Consider the following 16,302-nt stretch of genomic DNA (forward strand, 5'->3'; position numbering starts at 1 on the left):
CTCGAGACAGGTCGATCATGGAAGACACCGCAAGCCGCGGCATCAATGCGTTCATTTCCGAAGCTACGCAGCGTGGGGGTAAGGCTGTCCGTCTCACGCACTCACGTCGTAATCCCGTCGAGGTGACGGGCGCTGACGGTGTCAGCCGAATCGTCCGCGTGCGGTCCAAGCTCGACGGTGACTGGCAGGCCAGGCGTCAGGACGAGTCGCTCGAGAGTGACGACACCCGCTCCGAGTTCTGGGTGTTCGTCGACCTGGCAGCAGATCCGCACGAGTTCTACATGTTGCCCTCCAACGAGGTCGCCGACGACATCCGCGCCGAGGTCGACCTGTGGATCATGGACAGCCCCGGACGCAATCGCACCGGCCATCACGCGATTCCGCGTGGGCGCGTCGTGCACGGTCACGATCGTTGGGATGCGCTGGGCTTAGCCGCGGTCAAGGATCCGAGCATTTACGTCGAGACCCCGGTTGCGACCAAGCGTAAGACGTCGCCGGTCGCCGCGAAGAAGCGTCGCGCCAGCGGTGTCGAGGAGATCGAAGTCGTCGACAATCGCCTCGAGATGACAGCCGATTGCCACGGATATCGCTGGGTCGGGCGCTTCGACGAAACCACCGAGGTCGTCGAGATCATGCGTGGACCGATGGAAGGCCGCCGATTCCCAGATCCGACCGCGGCCGCAAATGCTGTCACCGGTCACATCTCAGGCGACACCGAGAGCCATGACGGTTGGTCGTTCTGGACGATCAACAACACGGCCCTCGGCGCTCATCTCAAAACTGCCTGATCTCAGGCTCCGACTGCCGCCGACACCCGTTCGAGAGTGTCCAGTTCGTTCGACGAGAGCACCAGATTCGGGGCGTCCAGTAGCGCCGGGAGCTGCTCGGGCCGGCTGACGCTCGCGATCGGTGCGGTGATGCCCGGTCGAGTCAGCAGCCAGGCCAGCGCGACGGTCGAGATCTCGCTGTCGTGTGCCTGCGCGATTGTCGCCAGTTCCGCGACGACGTCGAGTCCGGCGTCGCTGAAGTATCCGGCGGTCAGTCGTTCGCGGGAGCTGCCTTCGATATCCGCGCGGGTCTTGTATTTTCCGGTCAGGAAGCCGGAAGCGAGAGCGAAGTACGGGAAGACGCTGATGTTGTTGTCAGTGGCGATCTGGGCAAGTTCGGGTTCGTACGACTTGCGGTGAACCAGGTTGTAGTGCGGTTGCAGGGCGATCGGCGCGGCGTAACCGTTCTCTTCGGTGATTCGCAGCCACTCCCGGACGCGATCGGGGCTGTAGTTGGAGATTCCGAGATAGCGAACCTTGCCCGCGACGACCAACGCATTGAAGGCTTCGAGAGTTTCCTCGAGCGGAGTCTGCGGGTCGTCGAAATGCGCGTAGTACAGATCGATGCAGTCCGTCTGCAGGCGCTGCAGCGACGCCTCAGCTGCGGCCGCGATGTTGTCGGCCTTCAGGCCCTTGAAATCGGGATGGCTACCCACCTTGGTGGCGACGACGATGTCGTTCTGCAGTCCCCGATCGGTGATCCATTTCCCGATGATCGTTTCGGATTCCCCACCGGAATTGCCGGGAGCCGACGCCGTGTACGAGTCGGAGGTGTCGATGAAATTTGCACCGGCTTCGGCGAACGAGTCGAGGATCTCGAAGGACGTCTTCTCGTCCGCGGTCCATCCGAAAGGGTTGCCGCCCAAGCTGAGTCGGAAGATGTCGAGATCCGAATTTCCGATGATCGCCACTGTGTGGAACTCCCGTCGATGAAGGTGGTCGCTGCATCCCGCACCGTACCCTCTCACGGCGCTGGCGATGGCGCGCCCTCGCCAGGTTCGCCGAAAAATGTATCGGATCGTGATTGCCGCCGTCCGTGTTGGGTATGGCCTCAAATACTGAATTCTTCGATGGACTGCTGATAGGAGCGTCCGATGATGATTGTGGACGAAGCCACCCGCGTCGTTCGTGGTGTGGCAGACGCAACGACGACGGTGGCCGGAGCCGTCGGCGGTGGAGTGATCGGTGGAGTGACGGGCGGGATACGTGGATCGGCGGAGGGTGTCCGAGACGGAATTCGTGCGGGTAGTTCCTCGACGCCGACGGCGGTTCTCACGATGGCGGCCGTGGGTGCGGCGGGATTGGTGGAATGGCCGGTGCTCTTGGCAGTCGGCGGCACGGCCCTGGTACTCCACGAATGGGATCGCAAGAGCGGTCGGCCGGATCGCCAGGTCAAGGCGGTTGGCCGCACGAGCAAGCCGGAACAGGTAAAGAAGGAATCGAGCGGAAACTCCCACAAGGCGGCCGGCCGGTCACAGGATCGAACTCACAGTTCTTCGCACACTCGATCCACTCACTGATGTTCTCAGCGATGGCCCGGCGTGCGGTGTCGGTGGCAACTTTGCCGCCGCGCCTGGCGTTGTCGGGACTCGCGTTGGTGGGCGGTTCGACGATTCCGCGAACCGCTGTCAGTGACGTGGCGTTGCGGACCGGCACCCTCGCGTTGGCGGGTGTGGGGATGATTCCTGCAGCAGCGGGATCGATATTCGGTGCCCCGCGAATCCCAGGTTCCGCCTATGTCTCGGCGGCCGCGTCGGCGATCAATTATCAACCCCGGGTGCGTCGGCGAATCGAACAGCGCCTTGGCCGTTCGCTCACCGACTTCGCATTGGAGTCGGCGACGTCGTTCGCGGATGTTCTGACCTATGCGCCTGCGTCATTGGGCGTGGATTTCGGGCTGCGGACGATGCTGCTGCGCGAAACTCTGGCGGCGCGAAACTCTCGGCGGGTGTGGTCATTCGAACCTGGCGGTCGCGGTGCTTCCACGAGGCCTGACCCGAGTGGTCCGGGGGAGCGTTATGCCGACAGGATCGCTGGGGTTCAGCTGGCGGCCGGGGCTGCACTGGCTACCGTGTCCGCCGGCGGTGACACCGTCGCGACGAGTATCAAGGTTTCGGCGCCGCGGCCGCTTCGGATGTCGCGCGAATCATTCGCTGCTGGTGTGTCATACGGTCTGTGTCGGACGCACCACACCGCCGTTTTGGACTCTGCGGCTCTACGCATGCTCGATCGTATTGACACCGTCCTCGTCGATCCGAGCGTCCTCTTCGACGACTCGCTCCGGGTTTCCGACATACGAGAGGTGGCCGAGTCGGATCGCGTCGCAGTGTGGGAACAAGCCAGGAAAGCTCTGAACGACGGAACTGTCGGAGTGGGAAGGCACCGCATCGGCGGCGCCGAAGTGGTCGTGCGACCCGTGCGAAAAGGTCTGGCGGAAACACTGATAGGCGAAATACGTGCGGCCGGGGTCGCAGCCGTCACGATCGACGACGACGGGCTCGGATCACTGCGAAGTGGATTCGACGAGCTCTATCCGGCGCAATCGACTGCCGAAGCCGGCCTGCGCGAGGCTCTCTCGGCGTTGGTGGCCGAGGGTCGGACAGTTGCGATCGTGTCGAGTAGGGCGATAGCGGGGCAGGCAGTGCTACGCATCGGGATTTCACCACCGAGTGGCGAGCACGTGAGTGCCGACATCCACACCGACTTGGCCGGGGCGTGGCGGGTTGTCCATGCGCTCCCGGCTGCTCGAACAGCGACGAGGCGCGGTGTCGAACTCTCCTCAGGTTCTTCGGCATTGGGTGCCTTGATCATGCTTCCGGGAGTTCGAGGGGCAGGGCCGGGGCCGGTCACGGCTGGTTCGGCCGCGGGACTGTGGACCGGATACACCCTGTCCCGATCTGTGATTCAAGCGCCCGTCCCTGTCGGTACTCCGAGCGATACCTGGCATGAGATGGACGGTGATGCTGTCGTTCGCGAACTATCCGAATCCATCCGACATACACCGCACCGTGCGGAAGCTCGTGTGCGAGCGCCCGCACGGTTCAGGTTGATCCGTGACGGATTGTCGGCGTTGCGAACAGAATTGGCGGATCCACTGACGCCTGTGTTGGCGACCGGCTCCGCTGCCAGTGCAGTCCTCGGTTCACCGGTAGACGCCGTCCTGGTCGGCTCGGTCTTGGTCGGCAATGCCGCGATGTCCGCTGTTCAACGGCTTCATTCGGAGCGGGCGGTGCAGCGGCTCTTGCGGACTCAGGAACCGGTAGCTCGGCGAGTAACCAACGACGGCACGGTCGAGACAGCGGCCGACGCGCTCGAACTCGGTGACGTCGTGGCAATCGAGTCCGGGGACATCGTGCCCGCAGATTGTCGCCTGTTGAGCGTCGAATCATTGGAAGTCGACGAGTCGTCGTTGACGGGAGAGTCCCTGCCCGTCGACAAGCAGACCGACCCGACCCCTGGGATGCCACTGGCCGAGCGACGGTGCATGGCCTACGCAGGGACAACAGTGCTTGCCGGATCCGGTCGTGGCGTGGTCACGGCCATCGGAGCCCGAACGGTGACCAGGCGTGCCGATGTCGGTGTGTCCCGATCCGGACCTGCTGTGGGCCTGACCAACAGACTTCGCGAACTCACGAGGGCGACCCTGCCGGCCAGTATCGGCGGTGGGGCGTTGGTGACAGTCGCGGGTCTGCTTCGTGGTACCGGTCTGCGCCGCGCCGTCACCGGAGGTGTGGCCGTGGCTGTGGCTGCCGTGCCGGAGGGGCTGCCTCTGGTTGCCACTCTGGCTCAGCAGGCCGCAGCGCGAAGGCTCACTGCAGCAGGAGTGTTGGTTCGTGCGCCACGATCGATAGAAGCGCTCGGTCGTGTCGACGTGGTCTGCTTCGACAAGACCGGAACCCTCAGCGAGAACAAGCTACGGGTGGCCGCGGTCGAACGCGTCGACGGCTGGGACGAAAGCGAGATTCTGGAAGTTGCGGCGCGCAGTGCCTTGGGAAGTCGCGACGATCGCGTGTTTCATTCGACGGATGCTGCCGTCGTCGATGCGGCCCAGCAAGCTCTGGACGATGCTTCGGTTTTCGGTGACGTCGAGGCGAACAACCTCGTTCCGTTCAGGTCGGGGCGGCCGTACTCGGCAGCTTTGCTCGGCAGGCGGATCGCACTCAAAGGTTCGCCGGAATTCGTGACCGAAGCAGGACGAGATCCGAATGCTGTGTCGGCGAAGCACGTTCAAAGCATGGCCGGACGCGGACTGCGGGTGGTTGCCGTCGCCCAGCGCGAGTTGTCGGAACACGACGCGCGACGCGCAGGCGAAGACTCGCAATTTCTCGAACAGTGTTGCTCCGAGGGGTTGGAAGCGGTCGGCCTTCTCGGACTCTCGGACACGCTCAGACCCGAAGCAACGCAACTTGTTCGAGAACTTCGAGGCGACGGACGGCAAGTGCGCGTGCTGACCGGGGATCATCCGACAACAGCGGCCGCGGTCGCCACCGAACTGGGGTTGGACGTCGCACGCGAGGATGTTGTCACCGGTCCTGACTGGGAGAACTTCTCTCGCGCCGAAAGACGGGATGCGGTCCGCGGCAGCAGCGTCTTTGCGCGCGTGACACCCGAGCAGAAGGTCGAGATCGTGCAAGCGTTGGAGACCGACGGGCGGGTGTGCGTCATGGTCGGTGACGGCGCGAACGATGCTGCGGCGATCCGAGTTTCCAGCGTGGGAATCGGGGTGGCGTCGACCGACAGTGATCCGGCGCGCGGCGCCGCAGACATCGTGCTCCTCGACGGCCGTGTCGGCGGACTGACCGACGCATTGGACGAGGGCAGTCAATTGTGGCGGCGGGTCAGATCAGCGGTAGGGGTTTTGCTCGGAGGCAACGCGGGTGAAGTCGCATTCGCGCTGATCGGTTCTGCGTTGTCCGGCGAATCACCGCTCAACGCAAGGCAGTTGCTACTGGTCAATCTGATGACGGACGCCTTGCCCGCTGCCGCGCTTGCGGTGAGCACCCCGTCCGAGAACGGATCCGAGAAGTCCGAACAGATGGACGCTCATGCGTTGTGGCAGACGATCGCTGTCCGCGGCGGTGCCACGGCAATCGGTGCGCTGGCAGCGTGGCTTCTGGCCCGGGCGAGCGGTAGGAGGCGGCGAGCGTCGACGGTGGCGTTGGTTGCCCTGGTGGGCACCCAACTGGGGCAGACGCTGCTCGAATCACGCAGTCCGCTGGTGGTCGCAACCGTTGCCGGATCCGCTGCGGCGCTGGCGACGCTCGTCAGCACACCCGTGGTGAGCCAATTTCTCGGTTGCACGCCGCTCGGTCCCATCGCCTGGGGCCAAGCGGTGGGCTGCGCGTCGGCGGCGACGCTGCTCGCGGCGCTGGCTCCGCGGGTGTTGGAGCGGATTGCGGCAACTGAGGAGAACGCGAACGGTCAGTCGACGATTCGCAAGATCCCGACGCGAACGAGCACTGCGTACACCTCCCGAACCGGGGGAGTCAGCGCTCGCGACAGCGTGGAAATCAGCGACGTGGAAATCAAAGAAGCGGAAACCGGTGAATCGGACACGCTTGTGAGCGTCGCTGCTGGAAGTGACACGTCGCCGAACTCCCGGGCGACCCGAGATGAATCCTGAGGAATCGTGACATGTCCCAGAACACCGTCGACCACACGAACCCCGTCGATCACCGCGCGGTAGTCGAATCCGTCCGTTCGGCACGGAGCTTCGAGTTGGAGCTACCGATCGTCGGTGCCATCCCTGTTCCGAGACCCGAGCAGATCGCCTACTTTGCGGTGATGGGACTGATGGTCGCCTTCGAGATCATCGAGTGGCCCGTGGCAGTCACCATTGCAGCGGGGCATCTGCTCGCAACAGAGCAGCACAATCACGTCCTCGAAGAGATCGGAGAGGCGCTCGAGGGCGTCTGACGCAGGCGCTGCCTGGACACAAATCGAGGCCTGGACACAAATCGAGCGGCCCCGCATTTCGCGGGACCGCTCGACGTGCGGAGAAACTTACTGCGCGAGTGCGCGCTTCATGCCGCGTTCGACTGCTGCGATGATCTGCGGACGCAGTTCTGCGGCAGGGACGATCTCATCCACCGAGCCGACCTCTCGGGCCCGCTGGATGTTGTGGATCGCTTCGAATTCGGATGCCACTTCGCCGAGCTTGTCGGAGCGGACGGCGATGCGCTGAGCGTTCAGTTCTACGCGCAGATGTGCTTTCTCCGTGTCATCCTTGGCTGCTGCCAAGTCTGCCTCCAGTTGCTGCACCTTCGGGTCGTTGTTGGTGCGGGTGTTCACCTCACGGGTGAAGACCACTGCGGCGGCGGGGGCGCCGCCGAGTACCGACGCGAACGAGCCTTCGACAGCAAGAACTTCCATGTTGTCGTTGAGCGCACCGGAGAACACGACGAACGCGCCGCCGTGGTAGCGGGAGACGACGCAGAACACGATCGGTCCGTCGAAGTTGACGATGGCGCGGCCGATCTCGGCGCCGTACTCGAGCTGGATGTTGCGCAGCGACTCCGGGGAACCGTCGAAGCCGGACAGGTTGGCCAGCACCACGATCGGACGGTTGCCGCTCGCAGCATTGATCGCGCGGGCAGTCTTCTTCGACGAGTTCGGGAACAGCGTTCCCGACGTCCAGGTGTCGGGACCGTCGGCGGGGAAGTGCCCCTTACGTGGGATCGCGCGGGATTCGATGCCCACCACTGTGACCGGATGTCCGGCGAGGTGCGCGTCCAGAACGACCGAGGTGTCGGCGCCGGCCATGTCGGCCCAACGCTCGAGAACAGAGTGGTCCTGGTCGACCACCGAACGCATTACGGTGCGAATGTCGAAGGGCTTCTTGCGATCCGGGTTCTTCGCCGAGGAGAAGATGTCGCCGACCGTCTCGAAGTCGCTCGACGGGTGGGTGTGCGGGAAACTACGCACGTCGCGATCGACGGGGTCCGTCGTCGCTGCGCGGCGCGGGAACCGTTCGCCGGGAGCGAGGTACGAGTGTGCGTAGTGACGGAACAGGATCTCGCACGCCGCAGTGAGGTCGGGGGCCCAGTACTGCGCCTGGCCGTTGGGGCCCATGACGCGGTCGTAACCACCGATACCGAAGTTGTCCTCGGCCGACACACCACCGGAGTAGTCGAGAGACTGCTTGCCGGTCAGCACCATCGCGCTGTCCGGGGTCATCACCAGAATGCCCTTGGTGTGCATCAACATGGTGGCTTCGGCGTTCCAGTAGGGCTGAGCGCCGACGTTGATGCCCGTGACGACGATGTTGATCTCGCCGCCGTTCTGGGTGAAGGTGATGATCCGGCGCAGACCGCGGGAGACCCAGTCCATGTTCTCGGTGCCGCTCTCCATCGAGATGGTGGCACCGGAGGACAGTGCGAACCACTCGACCGGAGCGTTCAACTTCTCGGCCAGGTCGATGGCAGCGACGACGCGTGAGCATTCGGCCTCGGCGACGGTACCGAGCGCCTTGGTGGGGTCACCGAAGAGCGCGACACGGGTCATTCCCTCGGGATAGCGCGGCGTCGGCGTGTTCACGAGGCCGACGACGATGCCGGCCTTGTTGAGACCGTACGGACGCTCGACAGGTGACAGGACGCCCGCTTCGTCGAAGTCGTGCTCGACGAAGGTGCCCTTGGTGCCGGTCAGGAGTGGAATCAGCTCGTACGGGTACACAGTTCCGCGTGCCCGCGAACTCTGGACCTTCTGGGCGTACGCGTCGAGGGGGAGCAGCGGTTCGGTGGGAGGTGTGGTCTTGTTGATGACCACACCGGCACCCGCGCGGTAGGAGAATCGCAGCGCAACTTCCTTGGGCGCGCCGCCCTTTCGGTCCTTCAGCCGAGTGATGAGCGTGATCTCTTCGAGCCCGGCGCCGACGGTCAGTCGGGCTGCGTTCTGAGCGATCACCGAGAACCGCTCGCTGGGAACGTCGGCGACCGGCCACACGTAGAGCACGACGCGGTTGGCTGCGAGTCGACGCTTGTCGCCGCGCTGGGACTGCGCACGACGGATACCGTCGAGGCAGGCAGCGAGCGTGCGCTCGATGGCCGGGAGTGCAACCATCTGACCTTCGTCGTCGAGTTGCGGTGTCACGTCGCGGATTTCGGCCAGAGCGATCAGGCGCTCGTCCTTCGGATTCTCCTTGGCCGAGAGGTGGAACAGGTAGGTGTTCTCCGGAGCCGGGAGGCGCTTTCCGTTGAAGTTCTTCAGGCGCCACATGTCCAGACGCTGACCCGTGAGCGGATGCATGTCGCGGATGATGTGGTCCTCGACCAGTTCGCCGTCGACGGGGCGGAAGGTGACCCACCGGACCGGATCCCCATTCGGGTTGCAGATGATCACCGTCGCGCGGCGAGACCGTGTGATCGTCTCGTTGCGCGAGAGTTCGGTGCGCAGCGTCTCGACGAGCACGTCGCCGTCGGCGGGCTGATCAGGCCAGTCGAGGTAGATGTCGACTACCAGCCCGCGACCGGATGGAGCATCCTGCGCGATCGTGGCGACATCGTCGAGAGCCGTACCGAGAGCGTCGAATTCGGCCACCGTCGAGACCAGATGCAGCCCGTCGCCCTTGAGGTCGAAGTTGCCGGTTACGAAACGGCGGTCGACGTGCTCGAAAACGCGGACGTCTTCGAACGAGTGAATCTTGTAGTAGCGACGCGTGATGACCTCGAGCAGAGGGCCGCCATCGCGGTTGCCGAGGCCGATCTTTCGACCCAACAGGTCCAGGAGCGGTTCGGGAGTGGCGACGAGATTGGCGATTCGCTCGTCGAAATCTGCAGCGTCCGGCTGCTCTTCGAGGTAGGCGAGGTTGCCGCGTACTCCGTCGTAGACGTCTTCGCGAACCTTGCGGATGCGCGGCTCGTCGAAGAACCGGAAGCGAAGGTTGCGGGCGACGTCGCCGATGACGGGGTAGCGGACCTGCGTCGCGACGATGAGTCGATCGAGAACCTCGTTGAGCTCCTGCGCCGAGCAACCGGGAGCCTTGTCGCCGACGAGCCAGCCTTCGAGAAGTGCTGCAATGACCGGGATCTGGGCTTCCATGCGCTGCAGAGCCAGGAAGAGTCGGTACACCGCTTCCTCGACGGCCTGGCGATCTTCCAGATCGGTGACGTCGTAGTGGCGAAGTGCCCGTTCGAGTCTCGTGCGGAACGACGCCGGCAAACCTTCGCGCTCGGAGTCGAGTGAGTGCAGGAAGGTGTGGAAGTGCTCGCGGGGGCTGTGGACGGACTCGTCCTTCGCGGACTCGCCCGAGGTGGGCTTGTTGCGCGAGAGTTCGCAGATGTCGGCGAAGGTGGTCAGCACAGCCAGTTCTGCCTGGACCAGTTCGCGGTCCTCGGATTCGAGTGCGCTGCGAAGTGCGTCGTATTCGGCCAGAACAGCGTTTGCGTGCTTGCCGCTGACGTCGTAGCCACTGATCATCGCGGTCAGTGCTTCCAGCTGTGCCAATGCATCTGCGCGGGTATCGGATCCGGAAGTTGCTGCGGGAAGATCGAATTGGACTCGCGGAGCCTTCTCCGTGACAGCTTCCTCACTGACCTGATCGACGCGCAGGAGCGGTGCGCCGGCATCGACCTGGGAGTTGACGGTAGCGAGAACCTCACGCACTTTGCCCGCGTACGGAGCGCGAACCGCGGTCTCCATCTTCATGGATTCGAGCACGACCAGAGTGGATCCGGCTTCGACGTCGTCGCCGACCGCGACCGGTACTGCTACCACTACGGCGGGAGCCGGCGCGCGGACCACTCCGGCGTCGTCCTGGCTGATCTGGTGGCTGATGCCGTCGACCTCGACGAGATAGCGAGCCGGGCTCACGACGGAAACGACGTGGAAGCGCCGATCACCGATCACCAGCCGTGACTCGAAGTCGCCGAGACGATCGACGTCGACCTCGATGTCGCCGGCGTCTCCGTCGACGCGGTAGCGGTGCGGGCCGATACGCCCGACGGTCAGTTTGTATGCCTGACCTTGGTAGTTGAGCTCGACGGTACGGCCGATCGCGTGGTTGGCGCGGGGACGGCCGCCGCGTGCCGAGGCGAGGAAGGCCGCACGCTCGAGGGACTCCTCGGCGTCGTAAGCATCGATGGCGGTGGCGATCAGCGCGACGTCCGCGCGGCGAGTGGTGCCGGTGAGGGCGCCCGTGCGGTCGAGCCAGCCGGTATCCGCGGATGCCGAGATGACCTCGTCGCGATCGAGTAGATCGAGGAGGAACGACTTGGTGGTAGTGCCGCCGTCGAGTACGACAGTGGTTTCACGAAGGGCAGTGCGCAGACGCGCAAGTGCCTCGGAGCGGTTGCGGCCCCACGCGATGACCTTCGCGACCATCGAGTCGTAGTCGGGCGGAATGACGTCCCCGGCAGCGATGCCGGTGTCGACCCGGATGCCGGAGCCGAGCGGGAACTTGAGGAGCTGAACGGTGCCGGGTGCCGGCGCGAAATCGTTGTCGGCGTCTTCGGCGTTGAGGCGGGCTTCGACGGCGTGGCCGAATGCGGGCGGGCAGTCACCGACCAATTCGTCACCACTGGCGACCAGAATCTGCAGCTTGACGAGGTCGATTCCGGTGGTGACCTCGGTGATCGGGTGCTCGACCTGCAGGCGGGTGTTGACCTCGAGGAACGTGAAGAGCTTGTTCTCGGGCTGGTAGAGGTATTCGACCGTGCCTGCGCCCTGGTATCCGGCTGCCTTGACCAGTTCGGCGGACACCTTCTTGAGGTGGTCCGACTGTTCTTCGGTCAGGACGGGGGAGGCGGATTCTTCGATGACCTTCTGGTTGCGACGCTGAATCGAGCAGTCGCGAACGCCCGGAGCCCAGACATTGCCGTGGTTGTCGGCGATGACCTGTACCTCGACGTGGCGTGCATCGGTGACAAGGCGTTCGAGGAAGACGACGGGGTCGCCGAAGGACCGCTCTGCTTCGCCCTGCGTGCGCTCGAGTGCAACTTCGAGTTCGTCTTCGGCCCAGACCTTGCGGATACCGCGTCCGCCGCCGCCGCTTCGGGCCTTGATGATCAGGGGATATCCGATGGACTGAGCATGACGACGAGCGTCGGCGCACGTTTCGACCGGTCCGCCGCTCCACGGGGCGACCGGTACGCCGACCTTCTCGGCCAGGATCTTGGCGGCAACCTTGTCGCCGAGCAGGCGCATCGCGTCGGCGCTCGGGCCGATGAACGTGATGCCCAGTTTCGCGACGATCTCCGCGAAGGCGGGATCCTCGGCCACGAAGCCCCAGCCGACCCAGACTGCGTCGGCCTTGGCTGCGAGCAGTGCTCGCTCGAGTTCGGCGTAGTCGAGGTACGGGCTACCGGTGCCGGTGCTGCGCAGGGTCACGCCCTCATCGGCCTGGCGGACGAACATGGCGCGGCGCTCGGCCTCGGTGTGCAGCGCAATGACGCGAATGCCGTAGTCGTGTTCGGCGTTCAGTTCGCGTACAGCCCTGATCAGCCGGACCGCGGCCTCACCTCGATTGACCACTGCGATTCGTTTGAACATTGTCACTGCCACCGTCCTTGATGAGATTCTTCGTCACGTACGTTGCGATATGAGCCGACCGTGTCCCACGTACCCGGATTCCCCGGTTCGTGAACTACGCCGCGATGCGCTGTGTTTCCCCCGGTTGCGCGTCGGCAAGTGATTGCCCTTCCGGTTCGTCGAGTCCCCTGCGCTGAAGCACTGTGTGCACCGAAGCGCTGTGTGCGCTGAGGCACTGTGTGCCTTGTGCGCCACCCTGCAGGCGTGGACTCAGAACCGCTCCAATCACGAATCAGCAACATATTGTGTCTGCTTCCAGGGAATCCCTGGTTTATCTAAGAATGCAGTATGTCGACGCTCATGTCACCTGGGCGAATTGAAGAATATTAGTCAACGTGAACCACGGTTACACATATGGCGTTAAATCATTGCGGTGCAATCGAATTCGGACTTGTGACACGGATCACGATGGTAATGAAATCGGCAAGAAAGTGAATACTCACTGGTAACAAAATCGCATATTCGGAGAATTCTCTGGGTTGCTCGATTATTACTGATCGGTACTACTGGCGAGTATTTTTTATGTCCGGTCGGACCGTATTCGAGAAATCGCCTTCGATGGTTGCGATGTGCTTTGCGATCGCGTCGAGTCCTGAGGGAGGGAGGTGCAATCCGTTGCCGAGAGCAAGTGAAGTCCGCTTGAAGTGCTCCACGAGTGGTTCGTATTTCGTGACCAGTCTCAGCCTGTCGGTCTCGCTCAGGTACTTCACGCTTCCCGCGTTGTCGACGAAGTCACTGAACTTCACGAGGAACACTGCGGGATCCGCTATCGCGCGGATGACGTGATCCTGATATCCGGCGGTGGTGTTGTCGCATGGGTAGTCGATTGGATTGGTCACTGCCTCAACAAGTTCGGAGATTCTGTGGCCGAAGCGCGAGGCGATGAGTGTTGACGCACGTTCCTGCGCTTCGGATGCGGACATGTCGTCTGCAGTCTGGCCACCGAGGAGCGCGATGACGGCGTGTGGTCGGTCCTCGACCGTGTCGTGAAGCGCGGTTGCGCTCAGGATCTCGACATCGGAGCACCCGTACCGAAGCAGCCGCAATACATTTCGTAGGGGATGAACGATGTAGGGATCCTCGTCGGACTTGATCCCGTTCTTTCTGAACTGATCGAGGTGCGCAAGGGTCGCGACCTCCATGGCGAGCCGTAGGGTTTCACCCGAGATCGCCAGCTCGTCGACGGCGCTCTCGATGGCGAAGACCAGCGTTGCAGCGTCCATCTCCTTCAGGGGCAACTGGTCGAATGCAGACCTGATCGGGTCGGAGTTGCTCATGCCAAATAGCCTTCCGGTTGGTGAGGCGTCGCGACGAATGTCCTGGTGCAGATCTGCAATCGAGCCCTGATTGACGCCGGAAATACAGGTCGAGGTCAGAATCATCTTGATTCTATCCGGCGACTACGACAGCAAGTGTTCCTAGCGTTGTCATAGAGGTGGGCGGGGAGGTTCGTCCGCCTCCATCACAGGCAAATAGGGCAGGAAGAGGTTCGATGACCACGGAGGCGACCCTGGCGTCGTTTGTCGAGACAGTTGACACGGATGTCGACACCCATCCGCTGGACGATCCTGTGCGACAAGGACTTCGCGGACATCATGCGCAATTCGCTCGCTGGGCAGGGAGAGTTGCGCGATACGACCCGACGGTCGCGCCGTTTGTCGGTCATCCGCCCGAGTTGGACGCCGAGGACTGGGAGAACCTACTCACACTCGTAGGTCCTGGCGGCACAGTAGGTTTGCGAGGATTTGATCACCGCCCGCCGGAAGGGTGGCGCATTGTGGATCAGTTCGGCTCGGTGCAGATGGACGGATCCGCACTCGAAGTCTCCGTTGATCCGTCGGTCGAACTTCTCGGAACGGGCGACGTTCCCGAAATTCTGGCATTGATCGAGCGCACCAAGCCAGGACCGTTTCTTCCTCGTACCGTCGAGATGGGCAGTTACTACGGCATTCGCGTCGACGGAAGACTTGTTGCCATGGCGGGGGAGCGGTTGCACCCTCCGGGATGGACGGAAATCAGTGCGGTGTGCACTGACAGCGACTTTCGGGGTCGAGGCCTGGGTACGACGCTGATCCGTGCCGTCGCTGCCGGGATTCGCGAGCGCGGCGAGCTGCCATTTCTCCATGCAGCGCAATCGAATACGAATGCGATCAGACTCTACGAATCACTGGGGTTCGTTCTCCGGAAGAGATCCAGGTTGACTGCGGTGCAGGCGCCTGCCTGATCGAATTCTCGCCGACGCCTGTGTTTCGGGCGCTCGGCCACTAGTCTGAACAAATGACAGTCGATCAGGCGTTGGACAGTGATTTCCTCACTCTTGCCGATCCGTACCGCCGCGAGTTGCTGGCGCACTGCTATCGCATGATGGGGTCGATTCACGACGCCGAAGACCAGGTCCAGGAGACGTTCATCCGGGCTTGGCGCGGGTTCGACGGTTACAAGGGCCAGTCATCTCTCAGGACCTGGCTCTACCGCATCGCGACGAATACCTGCCTGACCGCGCTGGAGGGGAGATCGAGGCGTCCCCTCCCGACCGGCCTCGGCGCACCTAGTTCGGACCCGGCCGACGATTTGATCGAGCGCAACGAGATTGCCTGGTTGGAACCGATTGCCGATTCTGCGTTGGGCGACGTCAATGATCCGGCCGTCATGGTCGTCAATCGCGATTCGGTCAGGCTCGCCCTTGTTGCCGCTTTGCAGCACTTGTCCGCGCGCCAACGTGCGGTTCTGGTTCTACGTGACGTTCTCCAGTGGAAGGCGTCGGAAGTTGCGGAGGCGCTGGACACCACAACCACTGCGGTAAACAGCCTGCTGCAGCGGGCTCGCGCGCAGATCAATCACATCGGACCCACCGAGGACGATCTCGTGGAACCGACTACCGAGGCTGCCCGGAAGTTGCTTCGCGACTACGTGCACAGCTTCGAGAGCTACGACGTCGAGGCCATCGTCGAACTGTTCACGCGCGAAGCCATCTGGGAGATGCCTCCGTTCGAGGGTTGGTACCAGGGCCCCGAGGCAATCGGGCAACTCATCGGAACCAAATGCCCGGCCGACGGACCAGGAGCGATGCGCCTACTTCCGACCGCTGCGAACGGACAGCCGGCGTTCGGCCTCTACATGCGCGAGCCCGATGGTGTTCACCGCGCTTTCCAGTTGCACGTTCTCGATGTCACCGAGTCCGGGATCTCGCACGTGACGTGTTTCTTCGATCTGAGTCTGTTCGCACGGTTCGGATTGCCTGCCGAGCTGTAGGGGCCCTGCCGAGTTGTAGGGGCAAGGAGTTGCGCGAGCCCCCCCAGTATGGAGGGACCCGCGCGACTGCTCGTTACTGCTGTTGCTGTGCGTTACTGCTGGGGAACAGTCGCAGCCGGGTCCATCCACATGACCTCCCAGACGTGATTGTCGAGGTCGCGGAATGCGCGTCCGTACATGAAGCCGTGATCCTGGGGCTCCATCCACTTGCTGCCGCCGGCAGCAATCGCCGCGTCGACGAAGGTGTCGACTTCCTCCCTGCTGTCGGCCGACACACACATCAGTGCTTCACGAGCTTTCGACGTGTCGCAGATGTCGTCGGCGATGAAGTCCCCGAAACGCGGTTCGTTCAGGAACATGACGGTGGCGGAATCGCTGACGATCATCGAGACAGTGTTCTCGTCACTGAACATGTCGTTGAACTCGAAGCCGAGGCCACTGAAGAATGCACGGGTAGCGACGACGTCCTTGACCGGCATGTTGACGAAGAGAAGACGAGACATTGGGTGCTCCTTGAACTCGGTTGACTGATTACTGAACGCTTCGGTTCCTGTTGGTTCCTGCTCATACAGACCGCAGTGGGCGCAGAAAGTCATCGCGAGAAGTAAAAATTCGAGAAAAGTATCGCCTGTTAACCGGCGTCAGTGCTCTGACCTGGCGATTTGGTGTTGTGTTGATCTTCGCGTAACTTTGTCCA

At 63.0% G+C, this 16,302-nt stretch carries 10 protein-coding genes; 6 read left to right on the plus strand and 4 right to left on the minus strand.

Annotation, left to right across the window (positions count from 1 at the left end; all coding sequences use genetic code 11):
* The first annotated feature begins 17 nt into the window (after positions 1-17).
* A complete protein-coding gene (locus P3G66_RS28195; protein WP_003945109.1) occupies positions 18-788 on the plus strand; it encodes a hypothetical protein in 771 nt (256 codons plus the stop codon).
* A gap of 2 nt (positions 789-790) precedes the next feature.
* On the opposite strand, the gene P3G66_RS28200 is transcribed toward P3G66_RS28195, so the two are convergent.
* Entirely contained in the window at positions 791-1,738 is a 948-nt protein-coding gene (locus tag P3G66_RS28200; protein ID WP_007732210.1) for an aldo/keto reductase, read from the minus strand.
* 183 nt (positions 1,739-1,921) lie between these two features.
* On the opposite strand from P3G66_RS28200, the gene P3G66_RS28205 reads away from it, so the two are divergent.
* From P3G66_RS28205 to P3G66_RS28215, 3 genes are read left to right on the plus strand one after another with little or no spacing between them, the layout of a single operon-like run.
* Positions 1,922-2,347 (plus strand): hypothetical protein, encoded by a 426-nt coding sequence (locus P3G66_RS28205; RefSeq protein WP_030536906.1) that lies wholly within the window; start codon positions 1,922-1,924, stop codon positions 2,345-2,347.
* Positions 2,347-6,450 (plus strand): cation-translocating P-type ATPase, encoded by a 4,104-nt coding sequence (locus P3G66_RS28210; RefSeq protein ID WP_276117414.1) that lies wholly within the window; start codon positions 2,347-2,349, stop codon positions 6,448-6,450. The genes P3G66_RS28205 and P3G66_RS28210 overlap by 1 nt, the downstream gene beginning before the upstream one ends.
* Before the next feature lie 11 nt (positions 6,451-6,461).
* Complete coding sequence (locus P3G66_RS28215; protein ID WP_030536904.1) at positions 6,462-6,743, plus strand: hypothetical protein; 282 nt, start codon at positions 6,462-6,464, stop codon at positions 6,741-6,743.
* An 87-nt stretch (positions 6,744-6,830) separates the two neighbouring features.
* On the opposite strand, the gene P3G66_RS28220 is transcribed toward P3G66_RS28215, so the two are convergent.
* Both P3G66_RS28220 and P3G66_RS28225 read right to left on the minus strand, forming a co-directional pair.
* Positions 6,831-12,314: a carboxyl transferase domain-containing protein gene (locus P3G66_RS28220; protein WP_276117417.1), complete on the minus strand. Its 5,484-nt coding sequence runs from the start codon at positions 12,312-12,314 to the stop codon at positions 6,831-6,833.
* 542 nt (positions 12,315-12,856) lie between these two features.
* Positions 12,857-13,630: a hypothetical protein gene (locus tag P3G66_RS28225; protein ID WP_225320093.1), complete on the minus strand. Its 774-nt coding sequence runs from the start codon at positions 13,628-13,630 to the stop codon at positions 12,857-12,859.
* A gap of 215 nt (positions 13,631-13,845) precedes the next feature.
* Here P3G66_RS28225 and P3G66_RS28230 point away from each other — a divergent pair, with 215 nt between their 5' ends.
* Both P3G66_RS28230 and P3G66_RS28235 read left to right on the plus strand, forming a co-directional pair.
* Positions 13,846-14,577, plus strand: coding sequence for a GNAT family N-acetyltransferase (locus P3G66_RS28230; protein WP_276117415.1), 732 nt, complete (start codon positions 13,846-13,848; stop codon positions 14,575-14,577).
* A 53-nt stretch (positions 14,578-14,630) separates the two neighbouring features.
* Positions 14,631-15,605 carry a sigma-70 family RNA polymerase sigma factor gene (locus P3G66_RS28235; RefSeq protein ID WP_003945115.1) on the plus strand — a complete coding sequence of 325 codons (975 nt, stop codon included), beginning with the start codon at positions 14,631-14,633 and terminating at the stop codon, positions 15,603-15,605.
* 92 nt (positions 15,606-15,697) lie between these two features.
* Here P3G66_RS28235 and P3G66_RS28240 read toward each other — a convergent pair whose 3' ends face one another.
* Positions 15,698-16,108 (minus strand): VOC family protein, encoded by a 411-nt coding sequence (locus P3G66_RS28240; protein ID WP_042923411.1) that lies wholly within the window; start codon positions 16,106-16,108, stop codon positions 15,698-15,700.
* Positions 16,109-16,302: the final 194 nt, after the last annotated feature.

This window comes from Rhodococcus sp. C3V (genome assembly GCF_029269915.1).
Classification (GTDB): Bacteria; Actinomycetota; Actinomycetes; order Mycobacteriales; family Mycobacteriaceae; genus Rhodococcus_F; species Rhodococcus_F qingshengii.